Source organism: Bacteroides sp. D55t1_190419_B8 (assembly GCF_015558905.1).
Lineage (GTDB): Bacteria > Bacteroidota > Bacteroidia > Bacteroidales > Bacteroidaceae > Bacteroides > Bacteroides vicugnae.
This window is the reverse complement of the sequence record NZ_JADMOU010000001.1, coordinates 93380-116446: the sequence shown is the minus strand read 5'-3', so window position 1 is coordinate 116446 and position 23067 is coordinate 93380. Positions and strand designations below refer to the sequence as shown.

Below are 23067 nucleotides of genomic sequence, written 5' to 3'. Positions count from 1 at the left end.
TCTTTTTATTTTTTAGAAACCAATGTTAATACCTAATGAATAATTCCGTGGAAGTACACTGTTGCTAACTTCCGGGTCGAAACCGTTGAAACGTTTGCTGGCGATAACGAAGATGTTATCCATGTTAAAATTGAGTGATAGATTTTTCATATATATCTTTTCGCACCACTCGCGTTTCATTTGCCAGGATAAACCGATGTTGCGACAGCGTAAGAAAGAGCCGCTGACCACCATAGCATCAGATTGTTCCCATAATGGAATTCTATAAACATTCTCATTATTGGGCAATTCCACATAGGCCATACCTGCTCTGGGTAAAGAAGGAATAATTGTATGTGCTTCGTCTCCCGGTTCTTTCCAACGGTTCAGTAAATCACGGTTTATATTTGTATACGGATCTGGCATATAATATGAACTTGCGAACTGTTCATATGGCGATGGCAGACGTTTCTTGTTACCAAGTAGAAGTGAAAAACTTGTGTTTAAAGTCAATGATTTATAGCGGAAACTTAAGCTCAATCCACCGGTGAAATAAGGCTCTTTCTGACCAGAATATACCAGATAAGTAGTCGGATCGATTTGTCTGCTACGTTCTTCTTCCGGAATATCCAAAAGATTGAATAAAGCTTCACCGGTTTTCCCGTCTAATCCGGCAAAAGAGTATGACCAGAAACTGCTGAGCGGATATCCTTCTTTTAGTACAATATCTGAACGCCCGCTTAAAAAAGAAGCTGCATTGACATCAATGTCTGTATGTCCTCCTTCATTCCAGTTCTTGGAAGCATTCAGGCTGACACTTAATGCGTAGTCTCGTTTTTGTATCGGGGTGAAAGTTAATGTATATTCGATACCTCTGTTGTGGATAATACCACCGTTGCGTTTCATGGATGTTATTCCATATTCATAAGGTAATTCCAACTCAACAATCGCATTGGAACGTCGTGTATAATATTCCAGATTCATATAAAACATACTGAATAACTCTAGGTCTACACCGAAATTCCATGATTTGGTACGTTCCCATGATAGATTCGGATTTGGGATTTGGGAGATGGTAGACTGATATCTGTTGTATAGATTAGCTACTTTCCCTTGATTTAAAATCAAATCCGGACTAATCCGCGTTACTGCATTTCCTTGAATACCATAGGTGCCGCGGAAATTTAAGGTTGTTATCCATTTTACATATTTCTTCATGAAGTCCTCTTCTGAAGCTCTCCAGGAGAAACCGAATGAATAGGTAGGATCAATACGGTGATTAGCATCCTGACCGAAACGGTTGGAGGCATCATTACGTATGTTTGCATTAACGACATATCGGTTTTTGAGTGAATATGCCAATGTGGCGAATACGGAAAGGTAATTGTCTGTAGTATTGACTTTTCTCCATCCACCGTCATATATCTTTTTTAAAAGCCCCCATCCTTCGTCTTTAGAACCTGTAATAGGTGTAAAAGCCTGTGGAGTGGTTGGCAATGTTATTACTTCTCCTCTATCCGGGGCATATCCCCATACAGTATTGCTGACACCTTTATTGGTGGAAGAACGTAATTCCATACCTACTAAGGCATTAATTCGGTTCTCGTTATTGAAGGCTTTACTGAATTGCAGTTTATTCTGAATGTTGTAAGAGTACTGCTGTGCGTTGTTTGTGAATAATTCACCTCCAAATGGGAGTAAGGCTGCTCCAAACTCTTTACTGTTTGGTGAGACAGAGTTGAAATCATAGCCGCGATATGTTTCAGCAATATAGAACGTTTGTTCGGTTTCCCAGGCTTCGTTCGTACTGTTATTATCAGAATATCCTCCGGTGAATTGGTAAGTCAACCAGTCCAGAATATTCCATTTCAAGTCCAATGAAGCTGACATAAAGCTTGATTTGGATTTTGACCCACTATTGTTCCGTTCATTTACGAAATTGTATGATAATGATTTTACTCCGCTATTGTATGTATATGTGGCGTTCTTTTGATAGTAGGCATCGGGATCTATTGAGCGATTGGTAGTAGTAGCATACCCCATAGGGTTGACTCCCCCGGCAAAGCCATTATTCGTCGTTACGCTACCGTTAATCGTTGCATTAATCGTCAGTTTTTGTACCGGGCGTATAGTGATGGCAACGCGTCCGGTCATACGTTCACTGTCGTTTCCAATTTCCTGTCCTTCACTATTGGAATATCCCATAGAAGCTGCATAACTGTATTTATTTGTTCCACCGGAAACACTTATATTATGGTTATGACTGAAAGAGCGGCGGGTTAGCAGTTTGAACCAATCCGTGTTTTGTGTTTCCAAAACATTGCGTTGTGCCAAAAAATCTTCAGAAGATATATCATGCGACAGATACATATTCAATAATCCTTCATAAGTATATATTTGTTTGATTGGTTCTGCGCCATAAGGAGTTCCCCAGTTAAAAGCTTCTTGTGAAAACTGTACTCTTTCTTTGGAGTTCATGTAGTTGAACTGTCCGTAGTTAGGACGCGTACCTATTACAAAATTAGATGTGTAATTGACGCTTAGGCGGTCAGTCGTATTCTTTTTGGTTGTGATTTCAATAACACCATTAGATGCTTTCGAACCGTAGATAGCGGTTGCGGAAGCATCTTTCAGAATACTGATGCTTTCGATATCAGCAGGATTCAACCAGGAAATCTGATTACCGATGATGTTTTTTAAGTCCTCTGTCATTAAAGAAGATGCATTCAGCTCCAGTGGGTCTTCCTGAATAATGCCGTCAACTACCCAAAGTGGATCTTGATTACCCAGTAAGGTACTTGTACCGCGGATTTGAATTTTCGGGGCAGTACCTACACGGCTACTTGTATTAGTGACAATCATACCTGCTACACGTCCTTGCAGCATTTGGTCGATAGTGGTATACGAAGGCATTATAATATCTTTTGCTTTTACTGTAGTAATGGAACCTACCAAGTCACGGCGCTGAATATTCTGGTAACCGGTCACAACTACTTCGTCGATTTCCGTGCTGGAACTGTTTAAAGTGACATTAATCGTTTTCTTTCCTGTATATCTTACGGTTTTTTTCTCCATTCCAATGAATGAGTAAGTCAATATCAGTCCTTCCTGTGCCGGAATGTTAAAAGTGTAGTTTCCGTCCAGCCCGGCGATGGCTCCGTGCTTTGAACCCCGTACGGTAACCGTGGCCCCGGGAAGGGCTTCACCACTAGCGTCACGTATCCATCCGCTGATAGTGATTTTGTTCGTTTTTCTTTTCTTGATAACGATGGCATTGCCTGACACTTCGTAAGTCAGGTTGGTGCCCTCCAAGCATTCATCCAGAATCTCGGTGATCGTTTTGTTTTTTGCCCTTACGCTGATATCGGTTATGTTAGCGATATCTTCTGTTGCATACATAAAGATGAACTTTGTGCGGTTTTGCAAATACCAAAGCGTGGATTCCAGGCTTTCGCCTCTCAAATCAACGGAGATTCGCTGATTGTCTTGTGCTTGAATCATAAGTGAAGAAAGGGAGAATATGCATAAAAGACAGGATTTAATGAAATGTCTGCTTACACAAGATACTCCCTTTGATAAGGACTGTGCTCGTTTTTTCATAATGCGTTAGTTATAATATGTATTAATAGTTATTGTTTATAAGCAATGTGCAGTACCCCTTCCCTTTGTTTGATGTCTACCATATTCAGTTCCATTATCATGTCGATAATAGGGTTCATGTTTGCATAGCGGTTGAGATAAGCTCCGATTTTTACCTGCTTGGCTGCGTCGTCTTCAAAAGTGTATTTGAATCCGTACCATTTGGATAGATATGACATGACATTTTCAAGAGGAATGTTTATAAAGATGAATGATCCAGACTCCCAGGAAGTATATAATTCAGCATTTACATTGGAGACGATACCTTTCTGGCTATTTTTGTCATAAAGGAAGTGTTGGTTTGGAAGCAATTCATAGTCTTCATTTTCATTGTTTATCTTTACGGCCCCACTCACTAATGTTGTACTTTCCACTCCTTCATCTGCGTAGGCCCTTACATTGAAAGAGGTTCCTGTCACCCGGATTGAAGTATGCGGTGTTTGCACGATGAATGGATGTGCTTTGTCCGGAGCAACATCAAAATAGGCTTCACCTTCAACTTGTACGATACGTTCCTTATTGTTGAAACAAATCGGATAAGTCAGTTGAGATTCTGCATTCAGATGTACTTTTGTTCCATCCGAAAGGACAATGTGACATTCCATACCATGCAGTGTACGGAGCGTATTCTTGATCTCTTTCACTTTGGGCTTGTTGGCAGGAGTTTGATAATTGATCCCTTTAGAATCAATGATGAATATTTCAGCTGCACCTTCCGGGAGGGCATTATCGAAAAGATTGAAGGTGTTGCCATTACTTAAAGTCAGTTCTCCGCCATGGGTTCCTGGAGTGATTTCGCCGATTGGTTCTCCGGCTACCCAATTATATATAAGGTAGGAAGCCGGTATTATCAGAAGCAAAATAAGAGCTGCATATTTCAGGCTCTTTCTCCATGAAAGAAAACCGGATGCTTTTTCTCCTCCCAATCGCGGGTAGATTCTGTCCCATGCTTTTTGTGAAGAGAAACTTTTGATTAACTGAGTGTTTTTTTCATACGTTTCCTCATTCAATATTCGTTTGGCTAGCTTTTGATGCTCCGGATTTTCATTAATCCATTCACGGTAGGCTTTTTCTTCCTCCGGGATAGCCGAATGAGTGAATAGGGAAGCAAGGAATTTTGCAATTCTAAAGTTTTCTTTGAATGAATTCATCGTTTTTAGGATTTGTTTGTATATAAAACAATCCAATCGAAAAAACGGGGTAATCAAAAAGTTACTTTATTTGCATAAAAATAGTAATAAGGCGTAGTTTATGCCTTTGAGGCTTTCGCGAAGTTTGCGATAGGCGAATTTCTTTAACGTATGGACAGTACCCTCTGAAATTTGCAATTTGTCAGCAATCTCATGGTTTTTTAACCCTTTCATGGAATATAAGATGATATTTCGCATTTGGGTAGGCAATTCTTCTACCGCTTTGCGAACTATGCGGAAAGTTTCTTGTTCGATAATTGCAGCTTCAAAACCGCTGTCAAACTTTTCTTGTTCCGGAAAATCTGGAATATCCAATTGTTCATGTTTGAGATGATTCAGGCATTTATTTCGGGTGACGGTATAGAGGAAGCTCTTTACTTTCAGAATGTCATCAAAATCTTCTTTTCGCTCCCAATAAACCAACAATGCATCTTGTACGATGTCTTTGCAAACCTCTTTGTCATCGATATAGTGGGATGAAAAAACACAAAGAATAGGATAGTAGTCATCAAATAGCTTTTTGAAAGCCTGTTTGTTACCACGTTTTATGTCTGCAATTATATTTTCTATATGTATGTTCACTATTTAGGGTGGAGCGATTGGTGCAGAAACTCTCTTACCCAATCTTACTTATTTTCTTTAGCTTTTCTTCTTCGATAATTTTAATCTTTCTTCCGTCGATAGTAATTAGTCTTTCCGTAGCGAATTGCGACAAGGTACGGATAGCGTTCGAAGTAGTCATATTGGAAAGATTTGCCAGATCTTCACGTGAAAGATAAATGCTCAAAGTGGAACCGTCTTCTTCAAGACCATAGCTTTCTTTCAAGAAAATGAGTGATTCGGCCAAGCGTCCGCGAATATGCTTTTGTGTCAGATTAACGGTACGTTCGTCGGAGATACCCAAGTCAATGGAGAGTTGGCGGATGAAGAACATGGCCAAATCATTATTTTGGGCAATCAGAGTAGTGATGGCACTCATAGGAATCAGGCAAATAACAGAGGGTTCGAAAGCTGCTGCTGCGGTTACAAAATCTTGTTTGGCAAAATAAGCACGATATGCAAAGTATTCGCGTGGTTTAATCATGCGGATAATCTGACTTCTACCCCCTACACCATCTTTGAAGATTTTCACTTTACCACTGATGAGACACATCAGATGAGACGGTGTCTCTCCTTCACAGTAGATGGTTTCATTCTTTTTGTAGGTTTGTATCGTATAATTGTTCATCAGAAACTCCTTTTGCTCATTGTTTAGAGGAGCTAACATATCGGATAACGGTTCCGAAATATCGATGTCTGACATATTCATTTTTACCATGAGTGCTACAAAACTGTGTTATACAGCACAAAAGTAAAAAGAAAAAATGAGAAAATGAACGAATCTATAAAAAGATTGCACAAAAGTGGGAGCTTTCGTGCAATCTTGTGGACGTTTTATTTAGTAAATAGTAGTTCCCTGTATTTAGGCAACGGCCATATTTCGTCGTCTACTTCCATCTCCAGGTGGTCGATGTGGTCGCGGATTTGGTCAAGATACGGGCGTACTTTTTCTTCGTATGCAAATGCCCTTTCTTTGTAGTTTTCCATGTGGTTGGCTACTTTTCTTGCTTCGGTCATATCGCGCACGAGTACTTTGATAGAAGTGACCCGGTGTGAAATCTCACGAATTAATTCTTTACGGTCGGCACTCAATACTTCGTATTCTTCAGCCGGGAATATTTCTTTCAGTCCCCGAAGATTTTCGAGCAAACGGTTCTGATAGGCAACGGCAGTAGGTACGATATGGTTGATGGCGAGGTCGCCTAATACACGGCCTTCGATCTGCACCTTCATGGTGTATTTCTCCAATTCCACTTCCAAGCGGCTGTTCAATTCGGTTTCGTTGAAAATACGTTCACCGATGAGTACCGCTTTCGATTGATTATCTACATAATGCATCAGGGCTTCCGGAACATGGCAGATATTCGTCAGTCCGCGGCGTGCGGCTTCTTGTTTCCATTCTTCGGAATAGCCGTCCCCTTCGAAACGAATCGGTTCGGAGGCGATAATTGTTTCTTTCAGCAGGCGGAAGATGGCTTCATCTTTGCCTACTCCTTCTTCCATCAGTTTTTCTACCGATGCGCGGAATTCGTTCAGCTGGTTTGCCATGGCCGCATTGATTACAATCATGGAGGCGGCACAGTTGGAAGAAGAACCTGCGGCACGGAATTCGAATCGGTTTCCGGTGAATGCGAAAGGAGAAGTACGGTTGCGGTCGGTGGTATCCAGTAAAATTTCGGGGATACGTCCGATGCCTAACTTCAGCGTGGTTTTTTCTTCCGGCGTCATTTTTTCGTTTCCTACTTGGCGGACAATTTCGTCAAGAGTGGACGAGAGTTGTGAACCCAGGAAGCAAGAGAGAATGGCGGGGGGAGCTTCATTGGCTCCCAAACGGTAGCTGTTGCTGGCGCTCATGATGGAGGCACGCAATAAATCTTGGTTTTTATAAACCATCATTAAGGCGTTCACCAGAAAAGTGAGGAATAGCATATTTCCTTTCGGGTTCTTTCCGGGAGCGAACAGATTGATGCCGGTGTCTGTGCAGAGCGACCAGTTGTTGTGCTTGCCCGAACCGTTTACTCCGCTATATGGCTTTTCGTGCAGGAGTACATTAAAATGATGTTTTCTGGCGATACGCTTCATCAAATCCATGACGAGCTGGTTGTGGTCGTTGGCAAGATTGCAGTTTTCGAAGATAGGGGCCAACTCAAATTGGTTGGGGGCTACTTCGTTATGACGGGTTTTGGCGGGAATACCCAGTTTGTGACACTCGATTTCGAGTTCTTTCATAAATGCAGTGACACGTGGAGGGATAGAACCGAAATAATGGTCTTCCAACTGTTGGTCTTTGGCAGAAGAATGTCCCATCAGTGTCCGTCCTGTCAGACAGAGGTCGGGGCGTGCATTATATAAGGAAGAGTCTACAAGGAAATATTCCTGTTCCCATCCTAAATTGGTATATACGCGTGTGATGTTCTTGTCGAATAGCTGGCAGACTTCCGTTGCTGCTTTGTCTACGGCGGCAAGTGCTTTCAATAATGGAGTTTTGTAATCCAGCGCTTCACCTGTATAAGAAATGAAGATAGTGGGGATACAAAGAGTGGTATCTACTACGAATGCTGGTGAAGAAACATCCCAGGCCGTATATCCTCGCGCTTCGAAAGTGTTGCGGATACCGCCGTTAGGGAAAGAAGAGGCATCCGGTTCTTGTTGGATCAGTAGTTTTCCGGAGAAGCGTTCGATCACTCCGCCATCTTCGCCAAATTCGATAAAGCCGTCGTGCTTCTCGGCTGTTCCGTCTGTCAGAGGTTGGAACCAGTGTGTGTAGTGAGTGACGTTGAGTGACTTAGCCCAACTTTTCATACCGTTAGCAATTAAATCTGCTATTTCACGGCTGATAGGCGTACCTTTTTCGATAGCATCGGTTACAGCTTTGTAAGCTTCTTTAGGAAGATACTCTTGCATCTTCTTGCGGTCGAACACGTGGCTACCATAATAATCAGAGAGTTTGTTGGAAGGGGCAATAACTTCCAGAGGTTTCCGGTTGGAAAGCTCTTGTAAAGCAAAAAAACGCATTTTTGACATAAATGGTCTATTTTTTATCGGTTGATGGCGCAAAATTATATGTTTTTTCTGAAAGTACCCCTATTTTTGAGGGGGTATTTTTAGAAATAACTTATTTTTTATTGATAATGCCCCCTCAGGAATTTGGCACTTACGAAAACTGTAGGGCGTTTGGGTTCCATGTCGGAATTTCATATAATGAAGAACATCTATCATACTTTTACTATAAAAGATGGGTATCTATCATACCTATACTCCGTCTATCTTAGTGTAGTATTAGGTGAAGTACCCCTTTGAAGGCATCAAGATGCATACATTATAGTAAGCCGTATTATCTTACCAACATTTAGTTTGTTGCACTCTAGTGAATAGACCTTTGCACTCCAGTGAACGGTTTTTTCCACTAGAGTGCAAAGAACCGTTCACTGGAGTGCAAAGATTGACTTCTCCCTTAGAGAAAACGGTATTATCCATTGAATAATAAATTGTTAACTAGTATATTTCATATAAACAAACAATGATTTGTTTGCAAAATGCTATTGCCGTAGGAATAAAAGCAGTACACACAGAAAGAAGCAATCAGTTCTGTTGATGGGAAACACGCCAGATATACTATGAGAAATACCGCCAACGAGTATGAGAAATGAGGTGAAATCGGGGGTGTTTTGCTGAAAAACTATGAGAAATGCCTATTTAGGAAATCATTTCTCATAATCTATCTATTTGATTATATTCGCTTTATATGGATACTATGAGAATATGAGAAATGGAAACGAAAAATTCAGAAAAGAGGTCTCTGAAGCTGATAGGAAGATTGTGTTTAGTTTATTTCCGAACCGATATCAGCTAGTTCATTTTTTTATTGATTGTAATTGGGGAAAATGTTTACGCAAAATGAAGAACTAAATACGCAATTGAGAATAGATAAGAAAAATGAACCTTTTAACTTTGCGCTTATTATAACCTATTAAGCAATATATTATGGGACGAAAATTTTCACGAATGTGTTATATATTAGCTTTGACCATATTTGTATTAGTTTTTCCGGGCTTATGCACTGAGGCCGCTCCTCAATGTACCGAAACGAGTATGTGGTTGAATGGTAGTGTGGAAAAAACAACGTGGATGAAGTGTCTTCATGATACACTGTTAATGTGCAAAATATCCATTCCCGGTACGCATGACAGTGGCACTACCAAAGGTGGAGATATGTTGAAAACACAGTCTGAAACCATTCCTGTCCAGTTGCAGTTGGGAATTCGCGCTTTCGATATTCGTTTGGAAAAGAAAAATAATAAATTAGGTATCTTCCATAGTTATGCTTTTCAGGATCTATATTGGGAAGATGATGTTTTGCCCGCCTTCATTTCTTTTTTGCAGGCGTATCCTTCTGAAACATTGATTGTCTCACTGAAAAAGGAGGGCGGAGAGTTGCAGGATTATGCATCTTTAGTGTCTGCTTCTTTGAGTAATCCTGTATATCAAGATTATTTCGTAACAGATTTTCACCCTGAACTGACATTGAAAGACTGTCGCGGAAAGATTCTTTTTTTACATAGGGATTCTGCAATGATTAATTATCCGGGTGCTGCTTGTGTAGGTTGGGAAGATAATAAAACCTGTCTGCTTATTCTTTGCAATAAAGATGGGAAAGAAGGTCGTGTGTTGCTTCAAGATGAGTACCAATATGAGTCAGGCAAAGATGCTGGAAAGAAAATAACAACAATTATTCGTAATATTGATGTAGTGTCTGACCAGCCCGCTTCTTCACGTAAGTGGGGTATTAGCTTTGTCAGTGCAACCGGATTACCTTTGGGAACACCTAAGATCTTTGCAGACCAAATTAATCAACCTGTAGCAGACTATCTGGAGCAGGAACACAAACGGAACTGTGGCATTGTTTTTATTGATTTTATTAATGATAAAGGCGGTAAAGAACTGGTGGAATATTTAATTGAAAGCAATATCAAGTGAGGCTACTCTACCGAGGCAAACAAAATCTCTTTATTATGAAGTTCTTTTAGCAGAAATGCGCAAAGTGAAGAATATTATACGCATTTGGTACTTTATAAAGGGTGTCCAATTCCTACATTTGTCTATAATTAAAAATAAAAAAGTGTAATGCTATGAAACTGTCAATAGATTTAGGTGGAACCCATGTTCGGATAGCACAAGTGGAGAATGGCAGGTGTCTTAATAAGATATCGGTTGCTTGTCCATCGCAGCAAGATGCTTCTACGATTCTCAATTTACTATCTCAGCTTATTGAAAGAATGATGAACGAACATGTAGAAGGCATTGGCATAGGTGTCCCTTCTATTGTAGATTCGGAAAAAGGGGTTGTTTATAATGTGGCAAACATCTCCTCCTGGAAGGAAATTCATTTGAAAGAGGCTTTGGAAAGTGAGTTTAGAGTACCTGTTGCTATCAACAACGATTCTAATTGTTTCACTTTGGGGGTGAAAATGTTCGGTGAAGGGCAACCTTATGCCAACATGGTGGGGGTGACGATAGGAACTGGTATCGGGGCAGGGGTCATCATTGATCATCGTCTCTATGGCGGCGAATTTATGGGAGCAGGCGAAATAGGAATATTGCCATATTTAGATTCCGACTTTGAGCAATATTGTAGTAGTTTCTTTTTTAAACGGTACAATACTACTGGTGCTGAGGCTGCTGAAAAGGCAAATAGTGGAGACTGGGCTGCATTGGAAATATGGAAAGAATTTGGAATTCATTTGGGTAACCTTATGAAAGCGGTTCTTTTGGTGTATGCTCCGCAGGCTGTTATTTTGGGAGGAGGTATTGCACCAGCATTTCCTTTATTTAGAGGAGCTATGGAAAATGAGATGCGGATTTTTCCTTACAAAGTTATATTGGATAGAGTAGAGGTGAAGGTTTCCCATCAGAAAGATGCTAGTTTGTTGGGAGCTTCTGTTCTGATAAAGTAATCAAAGTATAATCTTTTTGTAAATCGAATATAATTCTGTCTTGTGACCTTTGGGGCAGATTTATAATTATCAATATTATAAACTTTAAATTTTAAATGTATGAGACAAGCAAATTTTAGGATCTATCGAAAGATTCTGACTATTTTGTTAGTGCTGTTCTTGTCTGCAAGTGCTTATGCACAGCAAATCACAGTGAAAGGAACAGTGAAAGATCAAACGGGTGAGCCTGCAATCGGAGCCAATGTTTTGATCAAGGGAACTTCTAACGGAGTCATTACAGATGTGGATGGAAAGTTCGAGTTGTCAACTGATAAAAATGCCGTATTGGTTATAAGTTATGTTGGCTATGCAAACCAGGAAGTGCAGGTTACCGGTAAACCCTTAATGATTATTCTAAAAGAGGATTCGGAACTTCTGGATGAAGTAGTTGTGTTAGGTTACGGTGCGAATTCACGTAAGCAGGATTTGTCGGCGGCTGTAGGTGTATTGAGCAATACCGAGGAATTAACCACTCGTCCGGTCAGCTCTACAGAAAGTATGCTGCAAGGTCAGCTGGCTGGTGTCACGGTACAAGCCAACGGTGGTGACCCTACTGCTACTCCTACGATTACTATCCGTGGACAAGGTTCTTACAAACGTAAAATTGCTGGTGTTGAACAAGGTGGGGATAACGTACTCTGGGTAGTTGACGGAGTTCCCGGCGCTCCTATTGCTTCAATGAGTGATATCGAATCTATCGTAGTATTGAAAGATGCTGCCTCTGCTGCTATCTATGGTGCGCAGTCAGGTGCAGGCGGTGTAATTTTGGTCACTACCAAAAAGGCTAAGGCAGGTACGCCCACTCTTAGTTACGAAGGTACTTATGGGATTCGTCAGGCTACAAATTTGCCGGAGCCACTGAATGCTGAGGGTGAATTAGAGATGCGTAAACGCTCTTATGCCAATGCGGATATGTCACTTCCCGATGGTTGGGATGTGGCAAAAAATCCGTGGATTGGCACCACTCGTACCAATTGGATGGACGAGATTTTCCGTACAGCTTTTTATCAACGCCATAACATAGCGTTGAATGTAGGTACAGAGAATTTTTCGAGTCGTTTGTCTTTCTCATTTGATAATGACGAAGGAGTATTGATCAATACTTATAATAAGAATTATTCGATACGTTACAATGGTAAGTTCGACTTGAATAAATGGGTGTCTATCAGCGAAGATTTTGTTTGGAAAAATACGGAGAGCCGCACAAAGGATACAGACGATGCATATACAGGTCCTGTTTTATCAGCAATCTATATGCCAGCCAGTGCTACTGTATATAATCCGTTGGATGGAACTTGGGGAGGAACCACTACTGAAGATCCTGAATACATAGCTAAGTATGGAAGCAATTTTGCAGGTGCCCATGGTGATGCTGTTAACCCGGTACGTCTGTTGAAAGCGGAAAACCGTTTTAACAGAACCAGTGATGTTTGGAGTACTACAAGTTTGCAAATAGCCAATGTACTACAGGGGTTAAAGTTTACCAGCCGTTTCACTTACAATCTGAAGAGTAATAATTATAAAAATTTCCGTCCTATTCAGGATGAACCGGGTAAGCCCAATAACTCAAATAACATGGATATAACGAATTATCGTAGAGATGCATGGAAAACTGAGAATACGCTGACTTATGATAATACTTTCGGAAGACATACAGTAGGCGCATTGTTCTCTACTACAGCTGATCATTTTGTAACGCGCGGTCTTGATGTTAACGGTAAGAACTTTACCGATGAAAGCCCATATTTGCAATATCTGGCATATGCAGGTTCTACTTCGGCTACCGATTATATGACAGGTCCTGATGCCAATGTCTCATTGGTGGCCCGTTTGGCTTATTCTTACGATGATCGCTATTTTGCTACGGCCTCTTGGCGGCGCGATTATGCAGGCCGTTTACCTAAAGAAAATAATTTTGGTGACTTTCCGGCAGTTACATTGGCATGGAAGATTTCTAACGAGAAGTTCTTTAAGAAAAATGATTTCATCAGTTTGCTGAAATTGCGTGCTTCTTGGGGACGTGTTGGAAACTTGGGCTCTATTAACTATAATTACAAATCGCTTTTGTTGGGAACAACGTATTGGCAGGAACAAGCTCAATATGGTGTGATGAATAATACAACCTGGAATAATTTCGTGTATAACTCTACTGCCATGAACAAGAATCTGACATGGGAGACTTCTGAACAGTACGATTTAGGTTTGGATGTCGAAATGTTCAATAGCCGTTTGTCTTTGTCGTTCGACTACTTTGATAAGCGTACTTTTAACCTGATTCAGGAACAGACCATGGATTGGCCGAGTACTATCGGATTGGATCCGATGTTGATTAATCAAGGTGAAGTTCGCAATCGTGGTTTTGAAATATCAGCAAACTGGAGCGATCGTATCAACAAGAATTTCTCTTATTTTGTATCAGGTAACTTTTCGTATTTGAAGAACTGGGTTTCCGACATAGGTGTGAAGAATGCCGATGGTACTCCTGGCGTATGGACTGATAGTGATTCTAAATTCCGCAATATTCCTTTTACTCGTCAGACTGCAGAGGGAGAACCTTTGAATTCGTACTATTTGATTAAGACTGCCGGTATTTTCCAGAGTGATGCCGAAGTTGCTGCCTGGAATAAGGAGCATGGTACTTATGTTACCGACTCTAATGGTAACAAAGAGTGGAAAGGCATCCAGGCAAATGCCAAAGCCGGTGACTTAAAGTTCGTAGACTACAACAATGACGGTAAGATTGATGATAAAGACCGCCAATATTGCGGTAGTGCTACTCCGAAGACAACATATGCTTTCACATTAGGAGCTACTTATAAAAAACTGTCTGTCAGCGCTATGTTTCAGGGTGTAGGTGGTGCTCAGGCATTCTATGCTGCGAAATATATGACGTTGAGCGATGTAGATGGTAACTTTAACCGTACAAAGGAAATTCTGAACGCCTGGAGTCCGACAAATACCTCTTCAAATATCCCCAGACTGTCAAAGAATGATCCGAATTCAAACTTCAGTACGGCATCTGATTGGTATTTGGAAGATGCTTCTTATTTGCGCCTGAAAAACCTGACTGTTTCCTATGACTTATCAGACGTATTGCAAAAGTGGTCGCATCTGAAAGAGCGCAGCAGTCGTATGTCTGTCTACTTCAGTGGTGAGAATCTCTTTACAATAACCGATTATTCGGGTATGGATCCGGAATGTGGCGGCTGGGATGCTATGAAATATCCTGTATCCAGGGTATTCTCTTTTGGCGTGAAATTAACTTATTAATAAAAACAGAGATTATGAAAAAATATATACCATTATTGGCTTTATCGGCCTTGTCATTATGCTCTTGCGCCGACTTTCTGGATGTGCAACCGGAAGGAAATCCTGCTACTACATCCTATTTTTTGAATGATGAACAAGCAATTGATGCCATCGACGGACTTTATGCGCCTATCCATCAGGAAAAGGGCTTCGGACGTGAATTGTTTTGGGAACAAGGGGCAGCCTGCGATATTGTTTGGGCTAAGACACGCGGTTACAATTCATTGGCAACATTTGACTATACCGGTAATGAAGATCCTATTAAGGGAGGATTTGATTTATTCTATCAAAATATGGCTCGTTCCAACTGGATTATCAAGCAGTTGCTTGACAAAGAGAAGAAAAGTGGATTGAGCGCAATAGAACATCGTAGCTTGGGCGAAGCCTTTTTTATGCGTGGCATGGCCCATTTCTGGATTGCTTACCGTTACGGAACGAAAGAACAGGGAGTTCCTTTCGTACGCTACGAAGATTTTGAGGGGGACTATGATAATTCTATTCCTCCACAGCAGGCCTCTGTAATCGATGACTATAAGTATATTATAGAAGATATGGATAAAGCTATCTCTTATTTGCCTAAATTTGAGGAATATACAGATGACGATAAAGGGCGTCCGCATAAAGCTGCCGCTGTGGCTTACAAGGCTAAAGTATATGCTTATTGGGCTACTTGGGATGCAACCCAGTGGAATAATGTGATTACTATGGTTAATTCATTGGAAACTGATTATAACCGTGACTTGGCTGACACTTTTGCTGAAATATTCTCTTCTGATTTTAAAGATTTTTGGAACAAGGAGTATATTTGGTCTATTCCTTCCAACGGCGGTTCTTCCGGTGGTGGTGTTGAATTTGTAGGTGTGATTCTGGAAGACAAAGGCTGGGGTGTGTATAACGGCTGGGGACAGATTAAGCCATCTTATGATATTTATGAAGAGATGGTGAAAGACGGTGTAGGTAATGAACGTCTGGTACGTTCCATTTTGGAATATAATCAGGAATTCCAGTTCTTTGGCGAAAAACGTAAGTTCTATTCTGATACGAACTTGGATGTAGGTTTCCAAATCAATAAGTATATGGATCCCTTTAAGCACAAGGATGCCGATAAAGAGGGGTATGTAAACACGAATGGAAACTGGCCGACTGCCCGTATAAACTTTCCGTTGATTCGTTTTGCTGAAATGTTGCTGTTCCGCGCGGAGGCTTATCTGATGACAGACCAACCGGGTAAAGCCAAAGAGGACTTGAACCGTATTCGCAAACGGTCTAACCTGACAGAATTGACTAAAAACCCTACTATGGCGGATTTGTATCACGAACGCCGTTGTGAATTAGCTTTTGAATATACCGACCATTTGTTCGACCTCAAGCGTTGGCATCGTTCTTCAAATGCTGAAATTAAACAACTGGCAGAGAGGGAACTGAACGCTAGGCCACGTATCCGTAAGTATGCAGACCGTTCTGATCCTGAATCCAGCTTTACTATAGAACCTTATGGTGACTATACGGTAAAGAGTCCTTATAAAGATTATATGATGGTATTCCCATATCCGTATGACCAGATAACTAAGTCTAATGGTAAGTTGAAACAGAATGACGGCTATAATTAATCTTTCTTTTTGAAAGATATCCATCATGAAATAGAACATTAGTCTGATCTGCAAGGATTGACATCCCAAAAGGTAGCAATCCTTGCAGATAAAACTTTCAAACATGTAATTTGATGAAATTTAAAATTCTTACATGTGCAGTCATTGCATTTTGTGTTTTCAGTTCTTGTTCGTCCGGTAAACAATCCCCTGTTGACTATGTCGATCCCTTTATAGGGACGGGGTTTCATGGTCATACTTATCCGGGTGCAACCGTTCCTTTCGGTGGGGTACAATTGAGTCCCGACACCCGTGCCGGAAACTGGGATGCTTGTGCGGGATATCATTACAGTGATACTACTTTAAAAGGCTTTTCGCACACTCATCTTAGCGGAACGGGATGTATTGATCTGGGCGACATACTGTTTCGTCCCACCACTCAAAGACCGGACTTAACAGCAGAAGGAAGTATTTGCCGACCGACAGCTTTTTCCCACAAAGATGAAAAAGCGTCAGCCGGATATTACTCGGTATTGCTGAAAGATGAAGGGATAAAAGCAGAGTTGACTGCAACCGCTCATGTCGGTGTGCACCGGTACACATTTCCTTCTGCCAAGCCCGTAAGTATTATCATAGATTTGGCTCATTTGCTTGATAATGAATATATTTATGAAGCCGAGTTAGAACAGACGGCTTCCAATGAAATTGCAGGAATGAGAAGAACCAGAGGTTGGACAGATAACCAATATGTTTATTTTGTTGCCCGGTTCTCGAAACCTTTTCAAACTGTTGGTTTTGTACAGGATAGAAAGATGTTTTCTGCTGAGGCTAAATTGACCGGCACGGATTTGCAAGCCGTTCTTACGTTTGACGATAAAGACAGTGAGCCTGTTATAGCCAAAGTAGGACTATCCATAGTCAGTGTGGACAACGCGCGTGAGAACCTTGACGCTGAAGTAAAAGATTTCAATTTTGACGCAGTGCGTGTTGCCGCCCGTAGTGCTTGGGAACAGGCGCTTTCAGCCATTACCGTGGAGGGAGGCAATATAGACGATTTGAAGAACTTCTATACCGCTATGTATCACGCTATGGTTGTGCCCGATGTCGTGAGTGATGTCAACGGTGAATTTCGCCGGCACAATATGGAGATAGGTCAGTTGTCTAAAGGTAAAGTGCAATATTCCACTTTTTCCCTTTGGGATACTTTCCGTGCGTGGAATCCCTTGATGACGCTGATTGATACTACATTGGTCACTAATATGATCGATTCTTATCTTGATATTTACGATGCTTCAGGTGAACTTCCCATCTGGCCGCTTTCTGCCGGAGAAACGGGAACTATGATCGGATACCATTCGGTTTCTGTTATTGCTGATGCCTACTTGAAGGGAATCAGAGGCTTTGATGCGGAAAAAGCATTGGAAGCAATGATTGTTTCTTCTGAGAAGAATAAGAAAGGTGCGGATTACTATATAAAATATGGCTTTATTCCTTCGAACATTAAAAAAGAATCCATATCTTGTCTGTTGGAATTTGCTTATGATGACTGGTGTATTGCACGTATGGCACAGGAGATGGGAAAAGAAGATATTTGTCAAAAGTACATGGAGCGTTCGCAGAACTATATCAACGTATTTGATGGTTCTACAAAGTTTTTCCGCCCCAAACGGATGGATGGTAATTGGGAAACGCCATTCAATCCTGTTGAAGTGGGACGTGCCTATACCGAAGCTACTGCCTGGCAATATCGTTTTTTCGCCCCTCACGATGTGAACGGAATGGCACAACTGTTCGGAGGAGAGGAAGAGTTTATCACTGCGCTTGATTCTATTTTCACTGTAGAATCGGGTGTGAAAGGCGACCTTGTGGACATTACCGGCCTGATAGGACAATATGTTCATGGGAATGAGCCGAGTCATCACATCGCTTATTTGTATGATTATGTAGGACAGCCTTGGAAGACACAAGAGATGACACGCCGGTTGCTTCATGAAATGTATAAGCCTGTGCCCGGGGGAATCATAGGTAATGAAGACTGCGGGCAGATGTCTGCCTGGTACATACTATCCAGTCTGGGTATCTATTCTGTATGTCCCGGAAGTAATGAATTTGCGCTGACCAGTCCTCTGTTCGAGAAAGCGGTTGTCAATTTGGCAAACGGAAAGACGCTGACTATTCTTGCCAACAACCCGAAGAAGAATATTTATATCAGTAAAGTAGAGCTGAACGGCAAGCGGATAGATACCAATTTCATCACTTATGCACAACTGATGGAAGGTGGTGAACTTCGTTTTACTTTAACCGATACACCGGATAAGACCCGGGGAATTTCAGCAGAGGCCGCTCCTTATTCCTATACCCGCGAAAATGTGGTGTCCATTCCTTATGTGGATAGAGATTTGAATCTCTTTATGGATAAAACAGAAATCACTCTTGCTACGGCAACCGCAGGAGCCGGAATCCGGTACACGTTAGACGGAAGTGAGCCGACAGAGTCATCTCCGCTTTACGAGAAAGCATTCGAGTTGGATAAGACCACTCAGATAAAGGCAAAGGGATTTAAGGAAGGTTTTCGCCCGAGCAAAGTCTTGTCTATTCAGGCTACCAAAGCCGAATTGAAAGCTGCACTTCCGGTGAATCCCACTTTAAACGGTACTTCTTATAAGTATTTCGAGGGTACATATCAGAAAGTGGCGGATATTGAAAAGACACCTTTGCTTGAAACGGGCATCATGTCGGAACCTTCCATCAAGGATGCCAAACAGGAAGATCACTTTGGTTATATATTTACTGGGCTTATCAACGTCCCCGAAGATGGAGTCTATACTTTTCAGACACGCTCGGACGACGGCAGTGTTTTGTATATAGACAATGAACTGGTGGTGAATAACGACGGTTCTCATGCCGCTATTCCTGCTACCGGACGTATTGCTTTAAGAAAAGGTTTTCATCCTTACAAACTCTACTATTTTGAAGATTATGAAGGCGAACATCTCAGTTGGGCGTGGAAACTTCCTTCTGCAGAAGAGTTTGAACCTGTTCCTGCTTCAACTTTATATGTGAAATAATAAACAATACTACCATGAAAAAAATAGCTTTTTTATCTTTGCTAATACTTGGTGCATCATGCAGCCAAGTGAAACAGCAGCCTACCAAGCCTGCACCAATCAATGTAATGTCATTCAACATTCGTTATGACAACCCGGAAGACAGTCTGGACAATTGGAAATTCAGGAAGGACCGTGCGGCTAATGCTGTCCGATTCTACGATGTCGATGTATTGGGCACGCAAGAAGTGCTTCATAATCAATTGGAAGACCTCAAGCAGCGCTTGCCGGAGTACGGAGTCGTAGGTGTAGGCCGTGAGGATGGAAAGGAGAAAGGAGAGTACAGTGCTCTTTGGTATAAGAAGAATCGTTTTGATTTACTTGATTCGGGATATTTTTGGTTGAGCGAAACGCCCGAAGTGCCCGGTTCTAAAGGATGGGATGGTGCTTGCGAACGTATCGCTTCGTGGGCGAAACTGAAGGACAAGACTTCCGGCAAGGAATTCTTTGCCTTGAACACTCATCTGGACCATGTAGGCGTGGTGGCACGGCGCGAAGGAATCAGCCTTATGCTGGACAGAGTGAACCAATTGAGTGGCGGACTGCCGGTGATTGTTACAGGGGATTTCAATTCGGAACCGGAATCGGATGTCATCAAGCACGTGACTGATCCTGCTAATCCGGAACATCTGACGGATGCTCGTCTTGCGTCGCCTGTTGTTTACGGTCCGGCATGGAGTTTTCACGACTTCGGCAAGATTCCTTATCAGCATCGCCCGTTGATTGACTATGTGTTCGTTCGCAATGGATTTGATGTGCTTAGATATGGTGTACTCGCCGAAACGGAAAATGAGGCTTTTCTGTCAGACCATGCACCGGTTTTAGTGACAGTTGAATGAGAGTTTTAAATTGTACAAAAGAAATTATTGATAAAAATAATGACAATGAAGAAGATGTGGAAAAACTGCATATTGGCAGTATTGGTAGTTGTATTATTGCCTGCCTGCGCATTTGCGCAAGATCGTCGTGACAAGGAACAAACGTATGTGTTGGAACATCCTTATGAAGTAACCAAGATAGCTCCGCCCAAAGGGAAGAAGATTAAAAATGTTATTCTGATGATTGGTGACGGCATGAGTCTTATGCATGTTTATTCTGCATGGACTGCCAACCGTGGAAAGTTGTATCTGGATAATTGCCAGACAGTAGGTCTTTCTAAGACTTACTGCTCCAATAAACTGATTACTGACTCCGGTGCAGGTGGTACTGCGTTGGCTACCGGACACAAGACGAATTATCATGCCGTAGGCGTAGATACGGAAGGACGTCCCTTGAAGTCGTTGGTGGATTATGCTGCCGCAAAAGGCAAATCAACCGGTATAGCAGTGACCTGCCGTCTTTGGGACGCTACTCCTGCCGACTTCTGCTGTCACAATAAAGATAGGGATGCCGAAGCGGAGATTGTGACGGATTATGTGAATTGCGGCGTGGATTACGCTTTTGGCGGTGGTGCCAAGCTTTTCGAAAATCGTGAAGACGGTCGCAATCTGTTCGAGGAACTGCGTGCCAATGGTTATCAGACTCCTCGCAGTTGGGAGGAATTGGCAGGTATAAAGAGCGGAAAAGTATTTGCTGTTCCTTATCCGGTAGACACCCCGCTTCCGGCAGAACGCGGTGATCTCCTTGCACGCGCTTCGCTGAAAGGCATCGAGTTGCTGAACCAGAACAAGAATGGTTTCTTCATGATGATAGAAGGCTCACAGTTGGACGATTACGGTCACTTTAACGACCTTGACTTGTTGATGCAGGAAACGCATGATTTCGACCGTACGATCGGTGCTATTTACAAATGGGCTGCCGAAGATGGAGAGACGTTGGTGGTAGTTACCGCTGACCATGAAACCGGTGGACTTACGTTGGTGGACGGTGACTTGCAGGAAGGTAAGATTGTATGTAAGTTCTCTACAGGTGGTCATAGTGGCGTGATGGTTCCGGTCTATGCTTTTGGTCCCGGAGCCGAAGAATTCACCGGTATTTATGAGAATACTGCTGTTTGCGACAAAATAAAGAAATTACTCGGTCTATAAATTCATAAACAACTATTTCCCATGCTGAAACACATTATATTTGCATGCTTGCTTTCTTGCCCGGCAATGACTGTGCTGAATGCTCAAAGCTGTGGTAATGATGACAAATATCATCTGCCTTATAAAAATACCTATGTCAAAGAACCGTTAGTCACCGAGAATGAGTACCGTGTGGCAAAACCCGAGACAATAGAACCGAAGAGCTTTAAAGAAGCCCGGAAAATTCTGCCGTGTCCCATTTGGAGCGGGCACGAGAAGGAACTGGAGATGTATTGGAGAGCATGGGAAATAGCTATCGGCAATATCCGTGCTCCCCAACCGGGTTCCGGATTTGTTTCCAGTTATCTGGATACCGCCTATAACGGAAATATCTTTATGTGGGATACCTCTTTCATTCTGATGTTTGCCCGTTACGGCACCCGCTTCTTTCCTTTCCAGCAAACATTGAACAATTTCTATGCCAAACAACATCCCGACGGTTTTATCTGTCGCGAAATAAAGGCGGACGGTGCCGACTGCTTCGAACGCTATGACCCCACCAGCACCGGCCCCAATCTGATTCCCTGGTGCGAAATGGTCTATTATCACCAGTTCGGTGATATGGAACGCCTGCACAAAATATTTCCGGTGCTTTGCGGTTATTACAAATGGCTGAAACTGAACCGTACCTGGCGCAATGGAACCTATTGGTCGAGCGGATGGGGGACTGGTATGGACAATATGCCTCGCGTACCGGCAGGTTATAACCCTATCTACAGTCATGGGCACATGATTTGGCTGGACACCAACCTGCAACAACTGTTCACAGCCAATCTCCTTCTCGAAATGGGGTTCTACCTTGAACGCTGGCAAGAAATAGAAGATTTTGAAAGCGAAGCTCAGATGCTGAAAGAATACATCCATGACAATCTTTGGGATGAAGAGTCCGGCTTCCTTTATGACCAGTATGCCGACGGCACACTTTGCAAAACGAAGGGGATAGGGGCTTACTGGGCATTGTTCACCGATGTGCTCGATACCACCCGATTGGATCGTTTAGTGAAAGAACTGGATAACCCCGCCACCTTCAAACGTAAATACCGGATTCCTTCTTTATCCGCCGATAACCCCAAGTACAAGGATAACGGCCGCTATTGGCAAGGTGGAATATGGCCGGGTACTAACTACATGGTGATGCAGGGACTTGTAAAGAAGGGCTATCGCAAACTAGCGAGAGAAATTTCCCTCAACCACTATTCCCAGGTGTTGGAAGTATTTAAGAAGACAGGAACCTTTTGGGAATATTATGCTCCGGAAAGTGCCGAACCGGGATTTATGGCAAGAAAAGAATTTGTAGGATGGACCGGTCTGCCGCCCATTGCCGAATTGATAGAGTTTATCATTGGTATTCAGGGAGACTATGCCACAAAGCAGATTGTCTGGGATATGAATCTGACCGAGACTAACGGAATCGAACGATATCCTTTCGGTCCTGATGGAGTGATTGGCATGAAGGCGGAAGCACGCCGTTCAGCAAGCGATGAACCTCACATCACAGTAGATTCAAATATAGAATTCGAGTTGCTTGTGCTCTATGGTGGAAAAGAGAAGAGGATTCAAGTTACCCCCGGTAAGCATACTTACTAACAACCAAC

At 42.2% G+C, this 23067-nt stretch carries 13 protein-coding genes; 8 read left to right on the top strand and 5 right to left on the bottom strand.

Annotation, left to right across the window (positions count from 1 at the left end; genetic code table 11):
• Positions 1 to 12: 12 nt before the first annotated feature.
• The 5 genes from I2I13_RS00390 to I2I13_RS00370 form a co-directional block, all read right to left on the bottom strand.
• The gene (locus I2I13_RS00390; protein WP_195648445.1) at positions 13 to 3579 is read right to left on the bottom strand and encodes a SusC/RagA family TonB-linked outer membrane protein; all 3567 of its coding nucleotides are present in this window, start codon (positions 3577 to 3579) and stop codon (positions 13 to 15) included.
• Between the two features lie 29 nt (positions 3580 to 3608).
• A complete protein-coding gene (locus tag I2I13_RS00385; RefSeq protein ID WP_195648444.1) occupies positions 3609 to 4769 on the bottom strand; it encodes a FecR family protein in 1161 nt (386 codons plus the stop codon).
• Positions 4770 to 4835: 66 nt separating this feature from the next.
• On the bottom strand, positions 4836 to 5390 hold the full coding sequence (locus I2I13_RS00380; protein ID WP_148364364.1) for an RNA polymerase sigma-70 factor: 555 nt from the start codon (positions 5388 to 5390) through the stop codon (positions 4836 to 4838).
• A gap of 34 nt (positions 5391 to 5424) precedes the next feature.
• Complete coding sequence (locus I2I13_RS00375; protein ID WP_148364365.1) at positions 5425 to 6126, bottom strand: Crp/Fnr family transcriptional regulator; 702 nt, start codon at positions 6124 to 6126, stop codon at positions 5425 to 5427.
• Between the two features lie 116 nt (positions 6127 to 6242).
• Positions 6243 to 8432: a glutamine synthetase III gene (locus I2I13_RS00370; RefSeq protein ID WP_148364366.1), complete on the bottom strand. Its 2190-nt coding sequence runs from the start codon at positions 8430 to 8432 to the stop codon at positions 6243 to 6245.
• A gap of 960 nt (positions 8433 to 9392) precedes the next feature.
• Here I2I13_RS00370 and I2I13_RS00365 point away from each other — a divergent pair.
• The 8 genes from I2I13_RS00365 to I2I13_RS00330 all read left to right on the top strand — a co-directional run bounded on the left by I2I13_RS00365 (position 9393) and on the right by I2I13_RS00330 (position 23059).
• Complete coding sequence (locus tag I2I13_RS00365) at positions 9393 to 10385, top strand: phosphatidylinositol-specific phospholipase C (RefSeq protein WP_148364367.1); 993 nt, start codon at positions 9393 to 9395, stop codon at positions 10383 to 10385.
• A gap of 152 nt (positions 10386 to 10537) precedes the next feature.
• Positions 10538 to 11362: an ROK family protein gene (locus I2I13_RS00360; protein ID WP_195648443.1), complete on the top strand. Its 825-nt coding sequence runs from the start codon at positions 10538 to 10540 to the stop codon at positions 11360 to 11362.
• A gap of 99 nt (positions 11363 to 11461) precedes the next feature.
• The gene (locus tag I2I13_RS00355) at positions 11462 to 14671 is read left to right on the top strand and encodes a TonB-dependent receptor (protein ID WP_195648442.1); all 3210 of its coding nucleotides are present in this window, start codon (positions 11462 to 11464) and stop codon (positions 14669 to 14671) included.
• 14 nt (positions 14672 to 14685) lie between these two features.
• Positions 14686 to 16320 carry a RagB/SusD family nutrient uptake outer membrane protein gene (locus I2I13_RS00350; RefSeq protein WP_195648441.1) on the top strand — a complete coding sequence of 545 codons (1635 nt, stop codon included), beginning with the start codon at positions 14686 to 14688 and terminating at the stop codon, positions 16318 to 16320.
• Between the two features lie 113 nt (positions 16321 to 16433).
• A complete protein-coding gene (locus tag I2I13_RS00345; RefSeq protein ID WP_195648440.1) occupies positions 16434 to 19367 on the top strand; it encodes a GH92 family glycosyl hydrolase in 2934 nt (977 codons plus the stop codon).
• A gap of 14 nt (positions 19368 to 19381) precedes the next feature.
• Positions 19382 to 20245, top strand: coding sequence for an endonuclease/exonuclease/phosphatase family protein (locus tag I2I13_RS00340; RefSeq protein ID WP_148364372.1), 864 nt, complete (start codon positions 19382 to 19384; stop codon positions 20243 to 20245).
• Positions 20246 to 20299: 54 nt separating this feature from the next.
• Positions 20300 to 21433, top strand: coding sequence for an alkaline phosphatase (locus I2I13_RS00335; RefSeq protein WP_370540792.1), 1134 nt, complete (start codon positions 20300 to 20302; stop codon positions 21431 to 21433).
• 21 nt (positions 21434 to 21454) lie between these two features.
• Complete coding sequence (locus I2I13_RS00330) at positions 21455 to 23059, top strand: trehalase family glycosidase (RefSeq protein ID WP_148364373.1); 1605 nt, start codon at positions 21455 to 21457, stop codon at positions 23057 to 23059.
• Positions 23060 to 23067: the final 8 nt, after the last annotated feature.

Coding starts and splice junctions, on each gene's coding strand:
- I2I13_RS00385 (WP_195648444.1), bottom strand. CDS start 4,769: ATGAATTCATTCAAAGAAAACTTTAGAATTGCAAAATTCCTTGCTTCC.
- I2I13_RS00330 (WP_148364373.1), top strand. CDS start 21,455: ATGCTGAAACACATTATATTTGCATGCTTGCTTTCTTGCCCGGCAATG.
- I2I13_RS00335 (WP_370540792.1), top strand. CDS start 20,300: ATGTGGAAAAACTGCATATTGGCAGTATTGGTAGTTGTATTATTGCCT.
- I2I13_RS00350 (WP_195648441.1), top strand. CDS start 14,686: ATGAAAAAATATATACCATTATTGGCTTTATCGGCCTTGTCATTATGC.
- I2I13_RS00345 (WP_195648440.1), top strand. CDS start 16,434: ATGAAATTTAAAATTCTTACATGTGCAGTCATTGCATTTTGTGTTTTC.
- I2I13_RS00340 (WP_148364372.1), top strand. CDS start 19,382: ATGAAAAAAATAGCTTTTTTATCTTTGCTAATACTTGGTGCATCATGC.
- I2I13_RS00375 (WP_148364365.1), bottom strand. CDS start 6,126: ATGGTAAAAATGAATATGTCAGACATCGATATTTCGGAACCGTTATCC.
- I2I13_RS00390 (WP_195648445.1), bottom strand. CDS start 3,579: ATGAAAAAACGAGCACAGTCCTTATCAAAGGGAGTATCTTGTGTAAGC.
- I2I13_RS00365 (WP_148364367.1), top strand. CDS start 9,393: ATGGGACGAAAATTTTCACGAATGTGTTATATATTAGCTTTGACCATA.
- I2I13_RS00360 (WP_195648443.1), top strand. CDS start 10,538: ATGAAACTGTCAATAGATTTAGGTGGAACCCATGTTCGGATAGCACAA.
- I2I13_RS00355 (WP_195648442.1), top strand. CDS start 11,462: ATGAGACAAGCAAATTTTAGGATCTATCGAAAGATTCTGACTATTTTG.
- I2I13_RS00370 (WP_148364366.1), bottom strand. CDS start 8,432: ATGTCAAAAATGCGTTTTTTTGCTTTACAAGAGCTTTCCAACCGGAAA.